Source organism: Flavivirga amylovorans, from assembly GCF_030540875.1.
GTDB lineage: Bacteria > Bacteroidota > Bacteroidia > Flavobacteriales > Flavobacteriaceae > Flavivirga > Flavivirga amylovorans.
In genome coordinates this window covers 34,744-57,863 of the sequence record NZ_JAUOEM010000003.1, presented here as the reverse complement: position 1 = coordinate 57,863, position 23,120 = coordinate 34,744, and the positions used below count along the sequence as shown (strand labels likewise).

General features: G+C 33.1%; 17 protein-coding genes. 10 read left to right on the top strand and 7 right to left on the bottom strand.

The annotated features are described in order from the left end of the window. Window positions 1-2: 2 nt before the first annotated feature. The 3 genes from Q4Q39_RS08915 to Q4Q39_RS08905 all read right to left on the bottom strand — a co-directional run bounded on the left by Q4Q39_RS08915 (window position 3) and on the right by Q4Q39_RS08905 (window position 6,586). Complete coding sequence (locus Q4Q39_RS08915; RefSeq protein WP_303282078.1) at window positions 3-1,427, bottom strand: RagB/SusD family nutrient uptake outer membrane protein; 1,425 nt, start codon at window positions 1,425-1,427, stop codon at window positions 3-5. Window positions 1,428-1,437: 10 nt separating this feature from the next. Then, a complete protein-coding gene (locus Q4Q39_RS08910) occupies window positions 1,438-4,677 on the bottom strand; it encodes a SusC/RagA family TonB-linked outer membrane protein (protein WP_303282077.1) in 3,240 nt (1,079 codons plus the stop codon). Between the two features lie 727 nt (window positions 4,678-5,404). Next, window positions 5,405-6,586, bottom strand: a complete 1,182-nt coding sequence (locus tag Q4Q39_RS08905) for a FecR family protein (RefSeq protein WP_303282076.1) — start codon at window positions 6,584-6,586, stop codon at window positions 5,405-5,407. A gap of 106 nt (window positions 6,587-6,692) precedes the next feature. Between Q4Q39_RS08905 and Q4Q39_RS08900 the strand changes: the two genes are divergently transcribed. Both Q4Q39_RS08900 and Q4Q39_RS08895 read left to right on the top strand, forming a co-directional pair. Next, window positions 6,693-7,298: an RNA polymerase sigma factor gene (locus Q4Q39_RS08900; RefSeq protein ID WP_303282075.1), complete on the top strand. Its 606-nt coding sequence runs from the start codon at window positions 6,693-6,695 to the stop codon at window positions 7,296-7,298. A 268-nt stretch (window positions 7,299-7,566) separates the two neighbouring features. Then, window positions 7,567-9,444, top strand: a complete 1,878-nt coding sequence (locus Q4Q39_RS08895) for a ComEC/Rec2 family competence protein (protein WP_303282074.1) — start codon at window positions 7,567-7,569, stop codon at window positions 9,442-9,444. Between the two features lie 115 nt (window positions 9,445-9,559). Here Q4Q39_RS08895 and Q4Q39_RS08890 read toward each other — a convergent pair whose 3' ends face one another. Next, window positions 9,560-10,018, bottom strand: coding sequence for an Lrp/AsnC family transcriptional regulator (locus Q4Q39_RS08890; protein ID WP_303282073.1), 459 nt, complete (start codon window positions 10,016-10,018; stop codon window positions 9,560-9,562). Between the two features lie 165 nt (window positions 10,019-10,183). Between Q4Q39_RS08890 and Q4Q39_RS08885 the strand changes: the two genes are divergently transcribed. Beyond that, window positions 10,184-11,413: an aminotransferase class I/II-fold pyridoxal phosphate-dependent enzyme gene (locus tag Q4Q39_RS08885; RefSeq protein ID WP_303282072.1), complete on the top strand. Its 1,230-nt coding sequence runs from the start codon at window positions 10,184-10,186 to the stop codon at window positions 11,411-11,413. On the opposite strand, the gene Q4Q39_RS08880 is transcribed toward Q4Q39_RS08885, so the two are convergent. Further along, entirely contained in the window at window positions 11,400-12,422 is a 1,023-nt protein-coding gene (locus Q4Q39_RS08880; protein ID WP_303282071.1) for a metal-dependent hydrolase, read from the bottom strand. The genes Q4Q39_RS08885 and Q4Q39_RS08880 overlap by 14 nt on opposite strands. 655 nt (window positions 12,423-13,077) lie before the next feature. On the opposite strand from Q4Q39_RS08880, the gene nhaC reads away from it, so the two are divergent. From nhaC to Q4Q39_RS08860, 4 genes are all read left to right on the top strand, one after another. Next, the gene (nhaC, locus tag Q4Q39_RS08875; protein WP_303282070.1) at window positions 13,078-14,568 is read left to right on the top strand and encodes a Na+/H+ antiporter NhaC; all 1,491 of its coding nucleotides are present in this window, start codon (window positions 13,078-13,080) and stop codon (window positions 14,566-14,568) included. 141 nt (window positions 14,569-14,709) lie between these two features. Further along, window positions 14,710-15,354: a peroxiredoxin gene (locus Q4Q39_RS08870; protein WP_303282069.1), complete on the top strand. Its 645-nt coding sequence runs from the start codon at window positions 14,710-14,712 to the stop codon at window positions 15,352-15,354. Window positions 15,355-15,358: 4 nt separating this feature from the next. After that, the gene (locus Q4Q39_RS08865) at window positions 15,359-15,673 is read left to right on the top strand and encodes a thioredoxin family protein (protein WP_303282067.1); all 315 of its coding nucleotides are present in this window, start codon (window positions 15,359-15,361) and stop codon (window positions 15,671-15,673) included. After that, window positions 15,654-15,911, top strand: a complete 258-nt coding sequence (locus Q4Q39_RS08860) for a DUF6952 family protein (RefSeq protein WP_303282066.1) — start codon at window positions 15,654-15,656, stop codon at window positions 15,909-15,911. The genes Q4Q39_RS08865 and Q4Q39_RS08860 overlap by 20 nt, the downstream gene beginning before the upstream one ends. Window positions 15,912-16,546: 635 nt before the next feature. Here Q4Q39_RS08860 and Q4Q39_RS08855 read toward each other — a convergent pair. Both Q4Q39_RS08855 and katG read right to left on the bottom strand, forming a co-directional pair. Continuing rightward, on the bottom strand, window positions 16,547-17,017 hold the full coding sequence (locus tag Q4Q39_RS08855) for an ankyrin repeat domain-containing protein (protein WP_303282065.1): 471 nt from the start codon (window positions 17,015-17,017) through the stop codon (window positions 16,547-16,549). 336 nt (window positions 17,018-17,353) lie between these two features. Next, window positions 17,354-19,546: a catalase/peroxidase HPI gene (gene katG, locus Q4Q39_RS08850; protein WP_303282064.1), complete on the bottom strand. Its 2,193-nt coding sequence runs from the start codon at window positions 19,544-19,546 to the stop codon at window positions 17,354-17,356. Between the two features lie 220 nt (window positions 19,547-19,766). Here katG and tpx point away from each other — a divergent pair, with 220 nt between their 5' ends. The 3 genes from tpx to Q4Q39_RS08835 all read left to right on the top strand — a co-directional run bounded on the left by tpx (window position 19,767) and on the right by Q4Q39_RS08835 (window position 23,111). Further along, window positions 19,767-20,264: a thiol peroxidase gene (gene tpx, locus Q4Q39_RS08845; protein ID WP_303282063.1), complete on the top strand. Its 498-nt coding sequence runs from the start codon at window positions 19,767-19,769 to the stop codon at window positions 20,262-20,264. 27 nt (window positions 20,265-20,291) lie between these two features. Continuing rightward, entirely contained in the window at window positions 20,292-20,660 is a 369-nt protein-coding gene (locus Q4Q39_RS08840; protein WP_303282062.1) for a diacylglycerol kinase, read from the top strand. 63 nt (window positions 20,661-20,723) lie between these two features. Next, window positions 20,724-23,111 (top strand): FtsK/SpoIIIE family DNA translocase, encoded by a 2,388-nt coding sequence (locus Q4Q39_RS08835; protein ID WP_303282061.1) that lies wholly within the window; start codon window positions 20,724-20,726, stop codon window positions 23,109-23,111. The last annotated feature ends 9 nt before the right edge of the window (window positions 23,112-23,120 follow it).

Here is a 23,120-nt window from a genome sequence, read left to right as displayed (position 1 = left end):
TTTTAATACCCTTGATTTTGAGGTAAAAGATTAGGGTTCTTTTCAATTTCAATTTCAGGAATAGGCCATAATACATCTGTAGGTTGCCAATCGAATTTTATTGATGATAGAACATTCGTTGCTTGATCAGTTCGTATTAAATCAAACCAACGGTGCCCCTCTGAAAACAATTCAATCTGCCTTTCTTTAGCTATAACATCAAGTAAATCTGCCTGTGAAATCGTTGGATTTGTATCCTGAATTAATGGAAGACCTGCACGATTACGTATGATATCTACGTCCTGGATTGCATCATTTAAGACTCCTTGATGGGCTCTTGCCTCTGCACGAATTAAATACTGCTCAGCTAAACGTAATATTGTAGAATATTCCTCTTGAGTATTTGCAATATTATTATATTTAATAGGAAAATAAAAAGTACTACCATTAAATACAATATTACTTACCCAAGTATTAAATCTGTTGTCATTAGCTTCAAATGCATTAAGTAAATTATCATTTAAAAAAGTTGTTTTTATGCCTCCAGGTCCAGATGTTAAGAAAAATAACTGGAGTTGTGGTGTCTCAACCTTAGGAGGAGTTACCAACTTTAATTGCCAAATGGATTCAGTACTATTAGCTAAAAAAACAGCATCTAAATTTGATTCTAAACTATAAAGTCCAGAATTATTAATTACATTGGACGCCATTTGTTCTGCATTGATCCAGTCCTCAATGTATAAATATACTCTAGCGAGTAAAGCATTAGCAACAGCCTTGTTCGGTCTAACACGCTCACCTGAAGCAAAAGAATAATCTGAAGTCATTAAATCGCTTGCATCTTTTAAATCCATAATGATTTGCTGATAAACCTGTTCTACAGATGTACGAGAGGCTGTATTATTGTTTTCGACATTAGTAGTAGTTATAAGTGGTATATCACCAAAAAAGTTAACCAAATTAAAATGACAAAAAGCTCTCACTAGTTTTGCTTCTCCTGCTACTTGATTTTTAACATTTTCGGTAATATTACTTGAAGACCCTAAGCCTTCAAGGATTGTATTGGCGTTTAAAATTAAATTGTAAGCATCTGCCCAAAATGATGAAAGTAAAACACTATTATTCTCAGGTTCTAAACTATTATTAGCAAATTGAAATTCTGTAAATAATGACGAGGCTACAGAATTGAATTCATCACTGCATAGACCAGAATACTTTTCAATACCTCCACTTGTCATACTACCAACATCGTTAATCATATTACTATAAACACCACTGATGGCAGCAACAGCGGTAGCGTCTTCACTAAAAACTAATTCGCTAACAATTTCATTTCTTGGAGCATCTATTTCCACAATATTTTCACAGGAAATAAAGCTAATAAAGATTATGAGTATTATTAGACATTTAACCCTACGTAATTCTAATTTTATATTTATGTTTTTCATGATTTTGTTTTTAAAGTCCAATATTGACACCAGCAGTTAACCTTCTTAATGATGGGATGGAAAAAGAAGATCCTATCTCTGGATTACCTTCTGATTTTTTTAAAGTGAATATATTTTGCCCTTCTATAAAAAGTCTAAATTGATTAAGCTTCACTTGTTTTAAGAATTTTTCTGGGAGACTAAAAGAAAAGGAAATATTATTTAAACGTATAAATGACGTATCTATAAAATTACTGTTACTATCAATAAAATTAGAATACTCAGTACCGCCTATACCAAATGCAGATAGCGCTCCATGACTACTTATATCACCTGGATTAGACCACCTATCTCTTAGAACACTTGCGGGTTGATTACTCATCTTACCAGGCATATCAAAGGATCTAGCTATCGAAGCACCTTTTTGCTTCACAAATTGAAATGTGAAATCTAATTGGAAAGATTTGTACGAAAAAGAATTTTGGAAGCCACCAAAATATTCTTGACCGAGTTCGACAAAATTTTGACTATCTTGGATATTTATAATTCCATCACCATTAAAATCTACCACGCTATACCTACCAGTTTCTGGGTTGATACCAGTAAATTTATAATACTTTCTACTCCCGCCATTAATAGGTCTACCAATTTCATATAAATTATCAAATACAGGAAACTCCTCAATGTTATTAAACTCAACCAATTCGTTTTTTGGAATTGTTAAATTAATATTTGTTGACCACGTGAAATCGGAAGTGTTAATAGGAGTTGCATTAAGTTCAATTTCCCAACCTCGATTTTCAACGACAGCAGGTCGATTGAATTGTACTTGACTATCTCCTGTCACTTCAGACAAAGGCAACCCCACTAACTGATCTTCTGTTCTATTCCTATACCAACTTATAGTAGGTATAAATTTATCCTCCCAAAAACCAAGTTCTAATCCAAACTCTAGCTTTTTAACTGTTTCCCATGAATAATCTGGGTTACTCAATCTTGTTACCTCTAAACTACTAATTTCGTTGTAAGATTCAATAAATGAAAATGTATCTAAATATCCATAATCTGGTATTTGATCATTACCAGTTGAACCATAACTCCCTCTTAACTTTCCATAACTAAAAAAAGACGATTTATTTTTTATGAAGTCTTCTTCTGAAAATACCCAGCCAGCACCAATTGCACCAAAATTACCGAACCTTTTATTTGGACCAAACCTTGAAGACCCATCTCGCCGCCCTGTTAAATTTAATAAATATTTATTTTCCCAAGTATAATTTAATCGCCCATAAATAGCACTGTATTTATACTCTGTAAAGTCATAATTAGTAACATCAACTTCTGTTGCTGCTTCAACATTGTATAAAAAGACATCACTAGAAAAACCTGTTGCAAGTAAAGCTTCTCTTTCACTCACAGTACCTTGTATTGTTGTTCCCAAAAGAAGATTTAAACTACCTTTTGAAACATTTGTTTTAAACTCGAATTGAGGCTCAATTATCCATGTTTTTACATTTCCATTTGCAAATCTAGAGGAACCTGTACTTGTACTCGTTAATAGAGCAGGATTAATAGCCGCTAGAGGATCTATTAGAATCTCATCATTTCTAAAATTATTATAACCAAGACTTGTATTTATTTTTAACTTTGGTGTTATTTTATAGCTAATTTTTAAATTACTAATAAAGTTATCTGTTATATCTTCTGAACGCTGTTTCGTTGGTGCTAAAGGATTAGTCCAGGTACCATTTTCCCAGTTTAATTCTCCAAATTCATCATATAATGCTGGAGCTACAGGCGCCAAAGTTATTGCTTGGTTAAATAAATCATTACGCGGTAAATCACTATTGCTATTTGTATATAAAGTTGAAAGATTAAATGAAAATTTGTTATCTTTTGATGTATGATTTAAATTGAAACGTCCAGAAACTCTTTTAAAACTATCATCGCCTGGAAAAACTGTTGTTTCTTTAAAATAAGTACCACTTATCAAATAATTTGTTTGACTAGTCCCTCCAGAAAGTGAAATATTAGCATTAGTATATTCAGCCGTCCCACCTATAAGTTCTTCCTGCCAATCTGTTTCTCTGGTAGAATCCCATACGAATAAATCTGGAGCAACTAAATCCAAAATAAATTGAGGCAATATTACGCCGTCATTACGAAACCCCTCATTTCTCATTAACAAATATTGTTCAGAATTTAAAAGATCGACTTTATGACTAACCTTTCCTATACCTTGAGAGAGTCTAATGTTTAGTTTTGACTCACCAACATTTCCCTTTTTTGTTGTAATTACAACTACACCATTAGCACCTCGAGATCCATAAATGGCCGTAGCATCAGCATCCTTTAAAATTTCAATGCTTTCAATATCATTTGGATTTATAGCACTTAATGGACTTCCTCCATTATTCGCAAAACTTGTAAAAACATCTTCTAAAGATTCTGTAGGATATGGCACACCATCTATAAGAAAAAGTGGTTCATTACCATCTTGACGTAATGTATTTTGTCCTCTAATACTTATCTCAAATGACCCACCTGGCACTCCAGTATTCTGTTGAATATATACCCCTGGCATTCTACCTTGTAGCGTTTGTAGAGGGTTATTAACAGGTTGTTGTTCAATTTCTTTTGATGTAATTCGAGAAATATTGCCTGTAGCCTGACGTTTTGAAGTCTTGTAGTAACCAGCATTTATAGTGATCTGGTCTAATTCACTTATTTCCTCTTTAAGAGTAACATCTATGATACTTTGATTCCCTACTGCAATCTCTTGAGTAGCATAACCAATAGATGAAAACATTAAGACATTGGAGTTATCGATAACCGAAATGGTGTATTTACCATCAAAATCTGTAGAGACTCCTCTTGTTGTTCCCTTTACCAAGACCGTTACTCCTGCTAGTGACATGCCATCTTCTCCAATTACTTTACCAGTAACTTGGCGTTGTTGGCTTTTGGATTTTTTCTTGATGATAATTGTATTGTCATTAGAGAGGATTACATTAAACCCTTTTGATATTATACTTTGGTTTAATAGTTTATCGACCCTAATCGAACCTTTTTTTAGCTGTACTTTTGGAACATTTTTGAAAATGTCCATTTGGTATACGAAGGTATAATCGGTTTGTGCTTTTATAATCTTAAAGACCTCGTCTATTGATACTTCTTTATCTGTATCAATCACAACTTTTGACTGTGAGAATGTATTCTCGGGCGTCATACTGAACAGTGTTGTGCACAATAAGAAGATAAATGTTCTCATAAGAATCATTATTAGCCCTTTTCTTATCCCGATTAGTATCGAGAAGAAACCGACATTAGTTAATTTAATTTCCATAAATTTGCTTGTTATTAGTTAGTTAAACATTTAATTAATTGATACGCTTTAGGGGGATTTACAGTTTGAACTTTCCAGGTATGAACTGTTTCCTCCTTTTTTAGTGCCTGTGCGCATTCTGGCACCTACACTAAAAATGTCTACTAGACATTTTCTTTACGTTTGATCCGGGATGAAGTCTTAAATTTTTAGCGAGATCTAAACTTTATTCCCCTTTTTTTTTAGTATTTATTTTTCCATATATTTTTGTTGTTTATAATTGAGTTATTTAGCTATTAATGTTTTTTTTTCTTTCCTATCTTTTTATTCATGGATTCATACTGTTTTAAAGCTGTATTCATGGATGCTTCGCATTTGTCTTTCCAAAAAAACGAACCAGAATTCTTATTATTCATTTTTTCCTTGATGAAAAAACGAACCAAAAAAATCAAGGCTTAATAATATTTTCCTAAAAATTTCTTTCGTTTCGGCGTAAAATGGTCTGTTGTCTTCATATGCTATTAATGTTTTTGCTTAGAAACTTTTGTACTAATTGATTATTTAATTGTCACACTATTTTTACTTGACCCTTCACTTCAATTCATTTTTTACGTAAAATTTTATTAGGCCAAGTTTTCAAATCGTGGTTTCGTTTTCATTATTTTAATTCACATTACTTTAATATTATTGTTCTACTATTTATTTCGAAATTGTTGATTATACTCGAGTTTTTGATTGCTGATAGTATTTCTTCGATACTTTGACTCTTTTTTAATTTTCCTAAAAACTGAAGATCTTCGAGGTCTTTGTTTTCAAACTGTACTTCCATATCGTACCAGCGAGATAATACTTGCATAAGGTCTTTAAGCGTTTTACCTTCGAAACTAAAAACACCTTCTTTCCAAGACACCTCGTTATAGACATCGACCTTACTAATAGAAATAATATTGGAAGAGATATCTAAATTTGCTCGTTCTGTTGGTGCTAGTGTTTTATGTTGATTCGCTGCACTAATGGCCACTTTACCTTCTACTAATGTTGTGTAAATATTAGCCTCATCTTTATAGGCTTTGATGTTGAACTCGGTACCTAATACTTGTACTTCTTGTTCTTTATGGTATACTTTGAAATCTGCACCATGGTGATTTGTACTTGGTGATATATCGAAATAGGCTTCGCCGTATACCAGTTCTACTTGCCTTGTTTCTCCCTTATTAAATGCTACTGGATATTTTAATCGACTTTCTGAATTTAACCACACTTGTGTCCCATCTGAAAGGGTTAGTTGGAATTGCCCCCCTCTAGGGATTGTTAGGTAGTTGTAGGTAATATTGCTACTGGCTGTTGGCTGTTGGCTTTTAGAAGCATCGTTGTAAATGATTTCTTCGCCATTACTGGTGGCATTTTGTGTTTGGAACAAAGCACCCTTGGCTAATGCTATATGTTCCCCACTCTCCAATGTTAGGGTTGCTTTATCGGTACCTGTTTGGATTTGGTTGTTTACTATGATTGGTTCTATAAATTGTGGTTCCGTAGTATTACCCAACTTTGTGAACCATAGTCCAGCTGCAATTAAAATTAGTATGGATGCAGCAGCTGTAAACCTAAACCATGATTTTTTATATATTGGTGCAGATTTTCTAAGTATTCCTATTCGGTATAAAATCTTTTCTTTGGCCTTATCCCTATCGTACTTATTCATCACATTATTTATAAAAGTGTTGGTTTTTATATATTCTAAAAACAAGGTTTCATTTTTAGTGTTTGATACCCATAGCTCCAATTGTCGTAGTTCATCAAAATTGGCTTCTTTCAGCAAGAACTTTACAATAAGTTTTTCAATATCTTTACTCATTATTTTTTGGTAACTTTTATACTTTTATAACGAGGCTGAAATTCCATACCACTAGTTTTCATTAAAAAAAAATTAACTTTACATTAATTTATTACAAATTGATATCTTGAAAAACACAACATTACATGAGGATAATTTAGTGGAATACCTTATAAAAGGTGATGAGGCCGCCTATACCCTCTTGGTTGACCTTTATTATGACAAACTTTGTAATTATGCGAGTAGCCTAGCGAGAGATAGCGTTGAAAGTGAGGATTTTGTGCAAAATGTTATTGTACGATTATGGCAACGTAGACATAAATTGGATGCTCAAATTTCTATTAAGAATTATCTTTATAAATCGGTATATAATGAATTTGTAACTTATTATAGAAAGCATAGTGCCGTTACCGCTTTAGAAAAAAAATATATTGAGGGTCTAGATACTGTTTATGTTAACCAAGAGAAACGTGATACCAAAGGTCTTAAAACTATTATAGAGCAGGAAATTGAAAAGCTGCCTAAAAAATGTAAACAAACTTTTCTACTAAGCAAAAAAGAAGGTTTAACCTATACCGAAATCGCTGAATACCAAAACATCTCCGTAAGTACTGTTGAGAGCCATATGGCCAGAGCTTTTTCTATTTTGCGAAGTAAATTAAAGGATAAGGTGCAGCATTTTTTATTTATGGTTTTTGGGTTAAGACGGCGAGTTTTAAAAAAGGGATATTGAGGTCTTACCATTAGACTTTTTAAAACAACGTTTATCTGCATACTTTAAAATTTATATTCAACGTTTACTTTGTGTTAAAAAGATTACTATCTTTATAAGCACTACAAATTAAAAGTAAAAGGCATTTTTCTACCTTTTTTAATTTGTGGAACTAATGATAGTGTATTTTGTTAGTAAGTACATAAATTTTTATCTCCCAATAATTTTGTGTACAATGGACTTTCTTTTATTCTTATTAAACGAGTATTAAACTATAAAACTCATAATTATGGCTACAGGATGGATTCGTGCGTATTCAGAAGAAAAAGCAGCAATTAACACTACTAATTATTACAAAAGAAAGCAGCAACAAGCAGAATTTCGAAAAAAGTTTAAAACCGAATTCAAAGAAGAAGCAAAGACTAGTTCTACTACCATACAAGAAATTGGCTGGGGCAGGACGGTTGACTTACCTAATGGGTTATCTAAAACCACTTGGACTAGAATTAAATATAATGGTAAAATTGGATATCTAAAAAGTGATCATGTTGTAGAAATTGCCTATGTAGACAGAAAACGCTCAAATGCTAAATATCCTTTTAGCACCACTTTTACCACTAGTAGAAATAGAAAAAAGACTTTACTTTGGGGGGATACAGTACAAATAATTGCGAAAAACTCCACTACCTATGATATTCGGGCACGAGGGCATTTTGGTAAGATTAAAAAATCTGATTTAACAATAGACGCCCTTCTGGAATTTTATTTTATTGATGTTGCTCAAGGTGATGGTGTTTTAATGATAACCCCCGACAAAAAGCATATGCTCATAGATGGTGGACTACAAAGAAAAAGTCAACAAACAGGAAAAAATGCCGCCGATTTTGTTGATTGGAAATTCTTTTCTGATTACGGCGATTTTAAAGTTCGACTTGATAGTATGATGGCCTCTCACTCTGATACAGATCATTTTGGTGGTTTACATGACCTGGTAAAAGAATCTGAACTCGCTGATCGGGAATTAGATTCTGATAGTGTAGACGTGAAAACACTGCATCATCCCGGACTTTCGAGATGGACTAAAAACGCTAATGCACCACTCCCCCATAGAGACGGATTAGGCATGGTAGACGAGAACTATTTTGTTCAATTATTAGGTAATAGAGATGATGCAGAGGCGGCAGTAAATTGGAATTCTGAAGAAAAACTTTCTGGCCCTTGGAGGTCTTTTATTAAAGATGTTTTAAAGAATAGCAAAAGAACAAATTTTGAACGGGTTGGAGTGCAATTAGAAGATTTAAAATCAGGTAAAAATTTACCGGAACTATGGAAATCTTCTAAACATGATTATTCTGTTAAAGTTTTAGGCCCAGTAACTAAAATTGTTAACCAAAAGATAGGCTTAAAGGACATTGGTGATAAAGGCAAAAATAGTAATGGCCATAGTATTTGCTTAAGGGTTGATTACAAAAATGCACGTATTCTATTAACTGGTGACCTGAATAAAGCAAGTATGGATTGGCTTATGAAATCATACGGAGATCGTATGGGGCAATGGGCGTGTGATGTTGCTAAAGCATGTCATCATGGTAGTGATGATATCTCCTATCGATTCTTAGAAGAACTAAAACCAGCGGCAACCATTATTTCATCTGGTGATGCTGAAGGACACGCTCACCCGAAACCAGAAATAGTAAGCGCTAGTGCTTTAACTGGTTTTGTCTCCATAGACAGAAATAACGACAAACTATTGACTCCGCTAGTATACATGACTGAAATTGAAAGAAGTGTCTCTCTTGGAGCTCTTAACACAATAGAAATCAAAAAATTTCCATCTAATGGAGACGGTTCATTAGCAAATGGTTCAGTACTTGGTCGAAATTTGGATGAAATGAGCAAAGAATTAAGAGACTCTATTGAAGATCATGTTAGGGATACTGAAGAAAAAATGGCTTCTAATGATATTAGAGTTGATTTCCATTTATCTATGCCTATTGTTCCATTTGGTACGAGAACCACAGACAAAAGAGCATGGCGTTCTAGAATAATGGAAAAAAACCATTATGGCCTTGTCAATGTTAGAACTGATGGAGAAACAATAATGTGTGCGACTTTAAATGAAACTGAAAAAAAATGGATTATACATCATTTTTCAGCAAGATTTTAAAACACACTTGCGGCACTTAATGGGTTTTCATTTCCTAAATTAATAGCAAGACTAACTGGCAGTAGAATAAAAATAATTAAAAACTCAATGCCTTTATAGGTTGTGGTACTCCTAATTACATATTTATTGCTGTTGTATGCTTTACTTCATTTATTACAAACATACTATGTGTACTTCCAATATGATTAATCGTGGTTAACTTTTCTACCATAAACTCACGAAAAGCTTGCATGTCTTTTACTAAAACTTTCAATAAATAATCGTAATCACCACTAACATGATAACATTCTAACACCTCATTGATATTAGTAACCTCTTTTTCAAATTTCACAACATAGTCCTGACTATGCTTTACGAGCTTAATATGACAAAATGCTACAAATGCTTTATCCACAAGCTCCTTATTTACTAACGCCACATAACTATTAATATACCCATCTCTTTCAAGCTTTTTTATACGCTCATAAACCGCAGTTACTGAAAGGTTTAATTTATTAGAAAGCTCTTTATTGGTTTGTTTACTATCTACTTGTAAATAATCCAATAATCTTCTATCAATATCATCAAAAACCATAATTGAAAATTTTTCATTAAAATATATAAAAACAATGAATCAGCCACATAATAATCTAAATTTTAAACATAATTTAGTTTTATTTTCTAAATATATACATATTCATTGTTTTATAGTCATATAATATTGAGTTTTGTTATATAATTAATCAAATCTAAAAACACCATGGGCTTTAAACCAGCAAATAATATACAAGACTTACAATATTTTGGTGAATTTGGAGGTGTAAATCCTTCCATTTCAGACTCTTCAACATACACATTCTTATCTGCAAAAACCATGTTTGACACCTTTGAAGGTAATGCTGATGGGTGTTATTTATACTCCCGCCATTCTTCACCTTCAAATTTATATTTGGGAGAGGCATTAGCCGCTATGGAAGGTACAGAAACCGCTAATGTGTCTGCATCTGGGATGGGAGCTATTACACCTGTATTGCTTCAATTATGTGGTGCGGGAGATCATATTATATCTAGTAGAACTATTTATGGAGGTACTTATGCATTTTTGAAAAATTTCACGCCTCGATTTAATATAAATACTTCTTTTGTAGATATTACGAACTTAGAAATTGTAGAAAATGCTATTACAAAAAACACAAAAGTGTTGTATTGCGAATCTGTAAGCAACCCCCTTTTAGAAGTTGCCAATATTAAAGGATTAGCAGATATTGCCAAGAGGCATAATCTAAAATTAGTAGTAGATAATACTTTTTCTCCATTATCAATATCGCCAGCTATGTTAGGTGCAGATATAGTGATACACAGTTTAACAAAATTTATTAATGGATCTAGTGATACAGTGGGTGGTGTAGTTTGCGGGACTCAAGAATTTATAAACGATTTACGTAATGTTAATGATGGCGCATCTATGCTATTAGGCTCTACCATGGATAGTTTAAGAGCGTCGTCTATATTGAAAAACCTAAGAACGTTACACATTAGAATGCAACAACATAGCCATAATGCTACATATTTAGCTAATAAATTTGAAGCAGACGGATTAAAAACTGTTTACCCAGGATTAGAGTCTCACCCATCTCATGAATTATTCAAAAGTATGATGAATGAAAAATACGGTTTTGGAGGCATGCTAACTATTGATGTAGGTTCTTTAGACAAGGCAAATGAACTTATGGAAATGATGCAAGATAAAAACCTAGGGTATTTAGCTGTAAGCCTTGGTTTTTACAAGACATTATTTAGTGCTCCTGGAAGTTCAACATCATCTGAAATTCCTGAAGAAGAACAAAAAGAAATGGGATTAAGTGATGGATTGATTCGTTTTTCTATAGGTTTAGACGCAGACATTGAACGCACCTATAAAACGATACGAACATGTATGGAATCACTTAATATTCTGGATTTTAAAACAAAAACTGTTAATTCCCTTTAATACGTTCCCATAAATCTGACATAACAGATTCAAAATTATCAAATTTAGGTTCAAAGGGTTTTATATTTAATCGATCATTATCTTTATAGAGTGTTAAACTAAAAACGGAAGAATTGGGATCGTTTTCATCTAAAATGGGGTACCTTAAATCGTTGTATTGATAGTGATCGTCTGAAATCTTATAAACGCTATAATAATAATTACTAAACCAGGCTAAGTCTTTAATATCATTAAATTCAGAAGGTTTTAAATCACGCTGCTTTGGTAATTCTTTAAAATTCAAAAACTTATGCTCGCTATCTAACAAAGAATAGTTAGCAATAAAATATAAAGAATCCGTTTCTACGATTCCATACCATAATACATTATTAAATATGGCCGGTTGTGTACTGTAACGATTAAATTTAATATGGTTTTCTTCCATAGATTTTCTAAACACTGAATCTATATAAAACTTATTACCTATAGTTAACAACATATATACAGAACTAATCCCTACTCCAAACTTTAACCAAAGTTTTCTTCTGTTAGACTTTCTATTAAAAAACATGAGAACAATCATGCAGATAAGGAACGGTAATGTATAAATGGGATCTACCACAGCAATAGTATTAAAAGCCACACGGTAATTACTAAATGGTGCAAACAATTGAGTTCCATAAGGCGTGAAACAATCTAAAATAGGATGTGTGAACAAAGACCAAAAGAACAAACGAATCCAATCATTTTTAGTCGTTGTATGTATACGTCTTCCTGAATTATATAATTTATGAATGCCCCACCCCAAAAGAAATGCAGCTATCACCGAAAAAAAGATAGAATGCATAAAGCCTCTGTGAAATAGCATAGCATCTATTTCATTATTATAAAGTAAACTACCAATGTATACATCTAAATCTGGAATCGTTCCGCCAATAGCTCCAAATAATAAAGCTTTATTCCCTATTTTCTTTCCTAAAGTGGCTTCACCGCAAGCGGCTCCTAAAACGATTTGAGTTAATGAATCCATAGTACGCAATAAAAATACAACTTAATCCAAGATGTAATTACATACTCTAATATTTTAATTTATTTTGCAAAGACTTATAATAATTTATTTTCTGAGTCGTCTTTATAATATGCTTTTGAATATTAGTTTTGAATTTTAAAAACTCTTCAAATTGGTTCTTTTTATGCGTTTTCTCATAATTAACTTCTATCACGTAAATATATTCTAGAGTTTTTAAACTTCTATATAATTGCCGATTATGCTTTTCAAGTTTTAGCTTTACATCTTTAACGTTAAGTCTTATTTTTTTACTTGATACTACATTATGTTCCATTACTTTTAAATATATGTTTATTTATTTTAAGCCTAAGCGAGAGAGTTTTCTAATAAGTTAGAAGGCAAAACCAACTCAAGAGGAGAGAATTAAATTGTAAATCAATTGTATCAAAATCAGTAGTACACTTGTAAAAAGTCAACATTATAAGTTGTTTGATTTTGTTATAAATACAAAGATTAACTATGTACTAATTGTATGACACAAATTCTACAGAAAAGTCACTTGACTTTTAACTCATTTATAAATAATTTTTAATAAATATTTAAAAATCGAAGCTCAGCAATTTGCTAAAAGACAAGTATTATTGTAACATTACGTGACTAAAACATAACTGCAAATATGCAAAACGATAATAATCTTTCAGAAATAAAAATCGAAGATCAAAAAATAATAGATAATAAAGAGCTTAATATTTGGGAAGCACTCATTCCTGTTATTGCACTAGTTGGAATGTTAGCATATAATATATATGTTTATGGCGATGATGCTTTAAGCGGAAGCAATCAATTTGTTTTATTATTAGGAGCTGCAGTTGCTGCGATTGTTGGTTTTAGAAACAAAGTCTCTTATAAAAGAATGCTTGAGGAAGTTGCAGAAAACATAAAATCTACCACTGGAGCTTTGCTTATATTATTAATGGTAGGATCATTAGCAGGAACTTGGTTAGTTAGTGGTATTATACCAACTATGATTTACTATGGTCTACAAATACTAAACCCAACAATATTTTTAGCAGCCTGCGTCATTATTTGTTCTATTATTTCGATAGCCACTGGTAGTTCTTGGACAACCTCTGCAACTGTAGGTATCGCTCTTGTGGGCATTGGAGAAACATTAGGTATTTCGGTTGGCATGACTGCTGGAGCTGTTTTATCCGGGGCCTATTTTGGAGATAAAATGTCGCCTCTTAGCGACACTACAAACCTTGCACCAGCCATGGCTGGAGGGGAATTGTTTAGTCATATAAAGTATATGGCATTAACAACAGTACCTACTATAATAGTAACGCTTATCATTTTTATAATAATAGGATTAAATATAGATGTAACCGGCACACCACAAATAGATGATAAACTATCTGCTATTAAAAGTGCCTTTAATATAAGTCCTTGGCTATTTGTTGTTCCTGTTTTAGTTATTATCATGATTGTAAAGAAAACACCGCCTTTAATTGCATTGTTAACAGGTTCTTTACTTGGAGGTATCACTGCACTTATAGCACAGCCCGATATTATAATAAAGATAGCTGGAGCAGAATCATTAACCTTTCAATCTGCTTATCAAGGTGTTATGAATGCTTTAACAATAGACACATCTGTTGAAACTTCAAGTAAAGAATTAAATGACTTATTTACATCTGGAGGCATGAAAGGCATGCTGGGAACTATTTGGTTAATTGTTTGTGCTATGGTTTTTGGAGGTGTTATGGATGCCATTGGCGCATTGTCTAGAATTACCAAATCTTTATTAAACTTAGCGACCACTACATTTGGCTTATTTGCAAGTACTGTTGCTAGCTGCTTAGCTTTAAACCTTACAGCATCCGATCAATATTTAGCCATAGTAGTCCCTGGGAAAATGTTCAAACAAGCTTATAAAGATAAAGGGTTAGCTCCCGAGAATTTAAGTAGAACGTTGGAAGATTCTGGTACCGTAACCTCGGTCCTAATTCCTTGGAATACTTGTGGCGCTTATCATTCAAAGGTTTTATTTGGATATGCTGGAGCTACTGCATACATTCCGTATGTCTTTTTTAGTATTCTTAGTCCATTCGTTACATTATTATTCGCAGGCTTTTCAATCAAAATTAAGCAACTCACTGAAAAATAAGATTAAGTTATTGTTACTTATTTTTAAAATAGACAAAATCTATAATAAAATAAATAATAAAAATTTCTATTCTTATTAAAATCACTATTCTATTTTATATTTGCACCGTCGAAAATAATTAATAATAAATATAAAAAACACATGGCATTAGTAGGAAAAAAATTTCCAGATTTAAACGTTGACGCAATGAATGATATGGGCGATACTTTTAAAGTAAACGTTCTTGAAGAAGCTGTTAATAACAAGAAAAAAGTGGTTTTATTCTGGTATCCAAAAGATTTCACTTTTGTATGTCCAACAGAATTACATGCATTTCAAGCTGCTTTACCAGAATTTGAAAAACGTAACACGATCGTTATCGGAGCTTCTTGTGATACACCAGAAGTTCATTTTGCTTGGTTAAGCGCAACAAAAGATAATGGAGGAATTGAAGGCGTTACCTACCCGCTTCTTGCTGATAGCAATAGAAATTTATCAAGTATTTTAGGGATTCTAGATATTACTAATGAAACTTACGATGAAGAAACTGGTACAGTTCAAGTTGAAGGAGACAATGTAACTTATAGAGCTACTTATATTATTGATGAAGATGGTATCGTACAACATGAAAGCATCAATAACATGCCTTTAGGTAGAAATGTTGGTGAATATATTCGTCTTGTTGATGCCTTAACTCATGTACAAGAAAAAGGAGAAGTTTGTCCAGCTAACTGGGAAGAAGGAAAAGAAGCTATGGCTCCTAATGCTAAAGGAACTGCTGAGTATTTAGCAGCTCATGTAAACTAATTTAATGGTACAAGAATTAAATCAAGATAATTTAGGTGAATTAATTGCTAGTAACAAGACCGTAGTTGTACAATATTCTGCAACATGGTGTGGTAACTGTCGTATTATGAAACCTAAGTTTAAGAAACTAGCTTCAGAAAACGAAGATGTTTCTTTTATTATTGCTGATGCTGAAAAGTTTCCAGAATCAAGAAAGTTAGCAACTGTTGATAATTTACCAACTTTCGCTACTTTTAAAAGTGGTGAGTTTGTAAAACAAGTTCAAACAAACAAATTTGAAGCTTTAAAAGAATTAGTAAATGAAATTACCAGTAATTAAACATCTTACTCAATTTATTGAGGACAACGATGAAGATTTTGTAATAGAAACTATCGAAACCCTTGAAGCTTTAACAGAAGTTCCTTCTTTAAAAGACGAAGAACTAGATGTTATCGGGGAACTTATTTCTAATATGTATGGTGCCGTTGAAGTCAATAAAATGATACAAGATGGTACAGAAAAAAAAGAAGCCTTAAATAGTTTTATGAAACGTGTTTTAGGGTCTATAGATACATAATTGAAAAAGAAAAATGACCAATAAAAAGCCTCTTTGCGAAAGCAGAGCGGCTTTTTATTTGCATTGAAGTTATTATTATTTAAGGTGAATTTTGCCTAAGAGTTCAAGATGTCACTTCGAGATTGGGGACAAAAGATTTTATCAAGCGTACAAAATGACGCTATTATGTGTCATTGTGAGGGAGGAACGACCGTAACAATCTGTCTAATTATAGTTCAATTTAAGAGATTCTCACGTCGCTCTAAGGAGCTCCTCAGAATGACGTCAATGGTAGACATTAGACAAAAAAAAAGTTTATCAAGCGCATAAAATGACGTTATCGGATATCATTTAGAAGGAGGAACGACTGAAGAATCTCTAGAAATTTATCCAAAGATTCTTCGCTTTAGCCTGTCTTGAGCGAAGTCGAAAGGCTCTGACAAATAGCTTTAAATTAACCACTTATAAAATAACGTCAATGGTAGTGAAATTCTGGAAGAATTTTGTATCGAGAAACTTTTTGGGGCAAAAATTTACTTGTTTTCGATACGATTTTTTGCAAAAATCACTCAAACTGACATAAATTTTCTTATCCAAGATTCACGTTATTTATTAAAAATGTCGTCTCCCCTCTTTTAGAATCAAAAAATAGGACGCTATTTCAAAAGACCAACAATAATTTCAAACCCTTTATCTTCAGCATAATTCAAGGCTGTATTACCGTCATTATCTTTAATGCTTTTATCCGCTCCATGTTTTAGCAACAATTCGACAATATGTTGTTTATTATAAGTAGATGCAAAAATTAGAGGAGTCATTCCATTTGAGTTTTTAGCATTTATATCTGCTTCGTTTTGTATTAAATATTCAGCTAAAGCCTCATTTCCTTTAAAACATACACCAATTAAGGCTGTATTACCAGAAGCATCTGTAGCATCTATATCCGCTTTATTTTCCACTAATATTTTAACTATAGACGCATTGTCAAAGTATGCTGTAAAAATTAATGGTGTAAAACCTCTTGCATCCCTAGCTTCAACTAAACTTGGGCAAGACTTAAGCTGCTCCACAACCTGGTCCTTATTACCAGATTGAATTATGCTGAAAAAAATATCTGTATCATTCATATAGTATTACTTTAGCCTGAGTTCGACGTAAACTTTATTAAAAACATCTTATATAATCCAATGAAATACAACTGTTTGTCATGTCGACGGAACGAAGCATGAGTGACGAGACATCTCATCACGATAAGACTCTTCCTCGAAAGCTCCGCTTGATATCTTCAAACAAAATATATTTTGTTTTCGATAGCGTCAGGAATGACATGCCTCCTTCTTTAAAATATTTTAAGTATTTGATTATCAATTTATAAAACATCAAAACTGACGTTACTTTAAAACAAAATTAGGATAAGCATAACAAAATACATATCCCAATTTTAATATCAAAAAAACTAAAAATTAGTCTAAATCAAAACGGTCTAAGTTCATGACCTTTACCCAAGCTTTAACAAAGTCATTTATAAACTTTTCTTGAGCATCGTCGGCTCCGTAAACTTCTGCAACCGCTCTTAATTCAGTATTTGAACCAAAAATTAAATCCGCTCTTGTTCCTGCAAACTTTACAACACCTGTTCTACGATCACTTCCCTCAAACAATGTATCATCATCCGATGTTGCTTTCCATGTATACGTAAAGTCCAAAAGGTTAGTAAAGAAATCATTGGTTAAGCTTCCGGGGTTGTCTGTAAAAACACCATGGTTTGAACCATCATAATTTGTTTCCAATACACGTAATCCACCAATTAATACAGTCATTTCCGGAATAGACAACGTTAATAAATTAGCCTTATCTATTAATAAATCCTCGGCAGGTATAGATAGATTTGATTTTATGTAATTTCTAAAACCATCTGCTTGTGGCTCTAAATAACCGAAGGATTCTATATCGGTTTGCTCTTGAGAAGCATCTCCTCTACCAGCGGTAAAAGGGACAGTAATATGATAACCTGAATTATTAGCAGCTAGTTCTACACCAACAGATCCTGCTAAAACAATTAAATCTGCCATAGATATAGTTCCGCTAAAATCTTTCTGAATACCTTCATATACTGCAAGTACTTTTGATAATTCTTCTGGATTATTCACTTCCCAATCTTTTTGAGGCGCTAAACGAATACGGCCTCCATTAGCTCCACCACGCATATCTGAACCTCTAAATGTAGATGCCGATGCCCAAGCTGTTATTACCAATTGTGAGATTGATAAACCAGAAGCTAGAATCATTTCTTTTAAAGACGATACATCATCTTTGCTTAATTTATAATCAACCGTAGGTATGGGATCTTGCCATAACAACGCTTCATCTGGTACTTCAGGACCTAAATAACGAGATACAGGGCCCATGTCACGATGTGTTAATTTATACCAAGCACGGGCAAATGCATCTTCAAAGGCTTTAGGATCTTTATGGAAACGTTCAGAAATCTCCAGATAAGTTGGATCTATTTTTAGAGCCATATCTGCATCCGTCATCATTAAAGCTTGACGCTTGGAAGCATCCCCAGCAGCTGGAGCCATTCTAGCTTGCGATGCTGCTGTTGGAGTCCATTGACTTGCTCCTGCCGGACTTTTAGTTAGCTCCCAATCATAATTCAATAAAACATCAAAAAAGTCATGATCCCATTGTGATGGGTTTGGAGTCCAAGCACCTTCAAGACCACTTGTAATAGCGTCATCTAAAACCCCTGTTCCGAATGTGTTTTTCCATCCAGTACTCATTTCTTCAATAGAAGCTCCAGCTGGTTCAGCTCCCACATATTTATTTGGATCTGCAGCTCCATGTGCTTTTCCAAATGTGTGTCCACCTGCAGTTAGAGCAACCGTTTCTTCATCATTCATAGCCATACGACCAAAAGTCTCTTTCATGAGTTTAGCAGTACCTATTGGATTAGATGCCCCATTGGGTCCCTCAGGATTTACATAAATTAATCCCATATGTGCAGCACCTAAATGCCCCTCTATAGTATCTTCTTTTTCAAATCGCTCCTTATTTCCCAACCATTCTGTTTCTGAACCCCAATATATATCTTGTTCTGGCTCCCAAACATCTTCACGTCCACCAGCAAAACCAAATGTTTCAAACCCCATAGATTCTAGAGCACAATTGCCTGCAAGGATCAATAAATCTGCCCAAGAAATTTTCTTTCCATATTTCTTTTTTATAGGCCAAAGTAACAAACGTGCTTTATCTAAATTGCCATTATCGGGCCAACTATTTAACGGTGCAAAACGCTGGTTCCCTGTTGCTGCGCCTCCACGTCCATCTCCAACACGGTATGTCCCTGCACTATGCCATGCCATTCGAATCATAAATGGCCCATAATGTCCGTAATCTGCTGGCCACCAGTCTTGAGAATCTGTCATTAAATCAATAACCTCTTGTTTTAAAACTGGAAAATCAACACTATTAAAAGCCTCCGCATAATTAAAACCGTCTCCCATTGGATTTGATTTTACTCCATTTTGACGGAGGATGTTTAATTTAAGTTCATTTGGCCACCAATCTCTATTTCTAGTGCCACTACCAGCTGTTTCTTTTTGAGTTCCACCCATAAATGGGCATTTGCCTATGTCTCCTCCTTTTGTATCCATTTATATTTATTTTAAGTTTCTTTGGTTCATTTACTCAAATTTACTTTTTAAATAATAAAGTTAAACCTATTTTTTATACTTATGAATTATAAAATCATAATCAAAATTTATTTAACATATAAAAATTATAGTTTTTAATAATGGTGCTAATAATTTTTATAATTAGCATTTCAAAACAATTTTATATGCTTACTTTTAAAGTTTAATAAAAAAAAATAAAATGGCAACAGTAACTTTAAAAGGAAATTCAATAGAAACATCTGGGAATTTACCAGAAATTGGGAGTTCAGCTCCAGATTTTACATTAACAGCAACCGATTTATCTACTAAGACTTTAAACGATTTTAAAGGTCAGAAATTAGTTTTAAATATTTTTCCTAGTATAGATACAGGGACTTGTGCGCAATCGGTGAGACAATTCAATAAAGAGGCTAGTCAATTAGAAAATACTAAAGTTTTATGTATTTCTCACGATTTACCATTTGCACATGCTCGTTTTTGTGGGGCTGAAGGCTTAGAAAATGTTATAAGTTTATCTGATTATAAAGATGGTAGCTTTGGAAAAGCTTATGGATTGAATTTCATTACGGGGCCACTAGAAGCTTTGCATTCTAGAAGTGTAATCATAGTAGATGAGAATGGCACTGTGAAATATACCGAACAAGTTGCGGAAACGGTAGATGAACCAAATTACAAAGCAGCTCTTGAAGCTTTATAAAAAACGTTAATACGTTTCATTATAAGTATGACAAAAAAAGACTCCTTTATAGTAAATCGATTAAAAAGTATTGGTTATGCCTATAAAGGGGCTTTATTACTTTTAAAAACAGAAGCCAGTATTAAAATTCAATTTGCTATTGCAATCATACTTACAATAGCTGGATTTTATTATAAAATTTCACCAACAGAATGGCTTATTCAACTATTGTGCATAGGTATAGTAATGAGTATTGAAGGTGTGAATACCGCTATAGAAGCTATAGCCGATTTTATTCACCCCGAACATCATAACAAAATAGGTTTAATAAAGGATATAGCAGCTGGAGCCGTATTCATTGCTTCCTCCTTTGCCATCATTATTGGTTTTATTATTTATTTTCCAAAGATTTTTTAAAATACTATTACTTTAGGATAAACGTTAGTAATTTGTATTTTTGTTTAAACTAACAACGCATTAATGGCGAAGAGAAGCACTAAGACTAAAAAACCACCAAAACAAAAAATCAAAAAGCCAAGTTTTAAACTATCAAATCAACAAAAGTTGGTATTTGGTACTCTACTTGTTATATGTGGTGTTTGGTTATGCATAGCCTTAGTGTCTTATTTTTTTACAGGAGAAGCAGATCAAAGTATCATCAATACGTTTCCTTCCAGAACTTCTAAAACTCAAAATTGGGTAAGCCAATTTGGAGCCTGGGTAGGTGAGTTTTTTATTCAACGTGGTTTTGGCGTTGCTTCATTTATATACTCTGGATTGATTTTTTTATCGGGCATTTATGTTTTAATGAACCTTAATAAAGCTAAATTAAGAAAACATTGGTTTTGGGGCATTTTAATATCTGTTTGGTTATCTGTTCTCTTTGGGTTCTTTGGAAACAAGACTGATATTCTTGGAGGTACCATAGGTTTTGAAGTTAACGCGTTCCTGCAAGATTATATTGGAAAAATAGGCACGTCCCTACTCCTTTTACTTGGGTTAATAACATATTTAGCCATTCGGTTTAGAGTCACTTTTGAAAGCTTAGCCAGTATATTTAAGTCAGCAAAAAAGGATATTAAAAATGAGATTTCTGACTTAAAAGATGATTTAATTATTCCTTTAGATAATAACTTATCTGAAGAAGCCGAAGCTATAAAATCTGCATACGAAATTCCTTTACAAAATGATGAATCTACATTAAAAAAGGAAACGAACCCTGTTAAAGAGACAGCGCCTCTAGAAGTTAAAGTAGCTCCAAAAGAAGAGGAAGAAGAAATTGATCTTGAAATGAAAGTTGAAAAAGTAGCAGAAGAACTTTCAGAAACAAATAATTTAGCAAATAAACTAGTTGAAGATTTTGGGCAATTCGACCCAACATTAGAACTCGCTAAATATCAATTTCCTCCTCTCGATCTTTTAAAAAAATATGACTCCGAAGGCATTACCATAAACCAAGAAGAGTTAGAAGAAAACAAGAATAAAATTGTTGAAACCTTAAGTAACTATAAGATTGGTATTGCTAGTATTAAAGCGACTATTGGCCCAACAGTTACGTTATATGAAATAGTTCCTGAAGCTGGTATTCGTATTTCAAAAATTAAAAATTTAGAGGACGATATTGCCTTATCATTATCTGCACTAGGTATTCGTATTATTGCTCCTATTCCTGGTAAGGGCACCATTGGTATAGAAGTTCCTAATAAAAACTCTACGATCGTATCCATGCGTTCGGTAATTGCATCTAAAAAGTTTCAAACTTCAGACATGCAACTACCTATAGCTTTAGGAAAAACTATTAGTAACGAAACGTTTGTAGTCGACCTTGCTAAGATGCCTCACTTATTAATGGCGGGTGCCACTGGACAAGGTAAATCGGTAGGTTTGAACGCCGTTTTAACATCGTTGTTATACAAAAAACACCCAGCCGAAGTTAAATTTATTTTAGTCGATCCTAAAAAAGTAGAATTAACGCTTTTTAATAAAATTGAACGTCATTATTTAGCGAAATTACCAGATAGTGAAGATGCCATTATAACTGACAACACCAAAGTTATCAATACATTAAACTCTTTATGTATTGAAATGGACAATCGTTACGAACTGTTAAAAAATGCTATGTGTAGAAACATTGCAGAATATAATGTAAAGTTTAAAAACCGTAAATTAAATCCGAATGACGGTCATCAATTTTTACCATACATTGTCTTGGTGGTAGATGAGTTTGCAGATTTAATTATGACTGCAGGTAAAGAAGTTGAAACACCTATAGCCCGTTTAGCACAATTAGCCAGAGCTATAGGCATACACTTAATTATTGCAACACAACGCCCTTCCGTTAACGTTATTACAGGTATCATTAAAGCAAACTTCCCTGCTCGTATCGCATTTAGAGTAACCTCTAAAATTGACTCAAGAACTATTTTAGATGGATCTGGAGCGGATCAATTAATTGGTCGTGGTGATATGTTATTTACACAAGGAAACGATGTAATTCGTGTACAATGTGCTTTTGTAGACACGCCTGAAGTTGAAAAAATAACAGATTACATAGGCTCACAAAAAGCATATCCAGACGCTTACCTATTGCCTGAATACGTTGGTGAAGAAAGTGGCACAGGTCTTGATATAGACATATCAGACAGAGATAAACTATTTAAAGATGCTGCTGTTGTTATTGTAACAGCACAACAAGGTTCAGCATCTTTATTACAACGAAAACTAAAACTAGGCTACAATAGAGCTGGAAGATTAATAGATCAATTAGAAGCAGCTGGGATCGTAGGTCCTTTTGAAGGTAGTAAAGCTAGACAAGTTTTAATTACCGACTTAACAGCTTTAGATCAACATTTAGAAAACGAGATTTAATTTAAATTT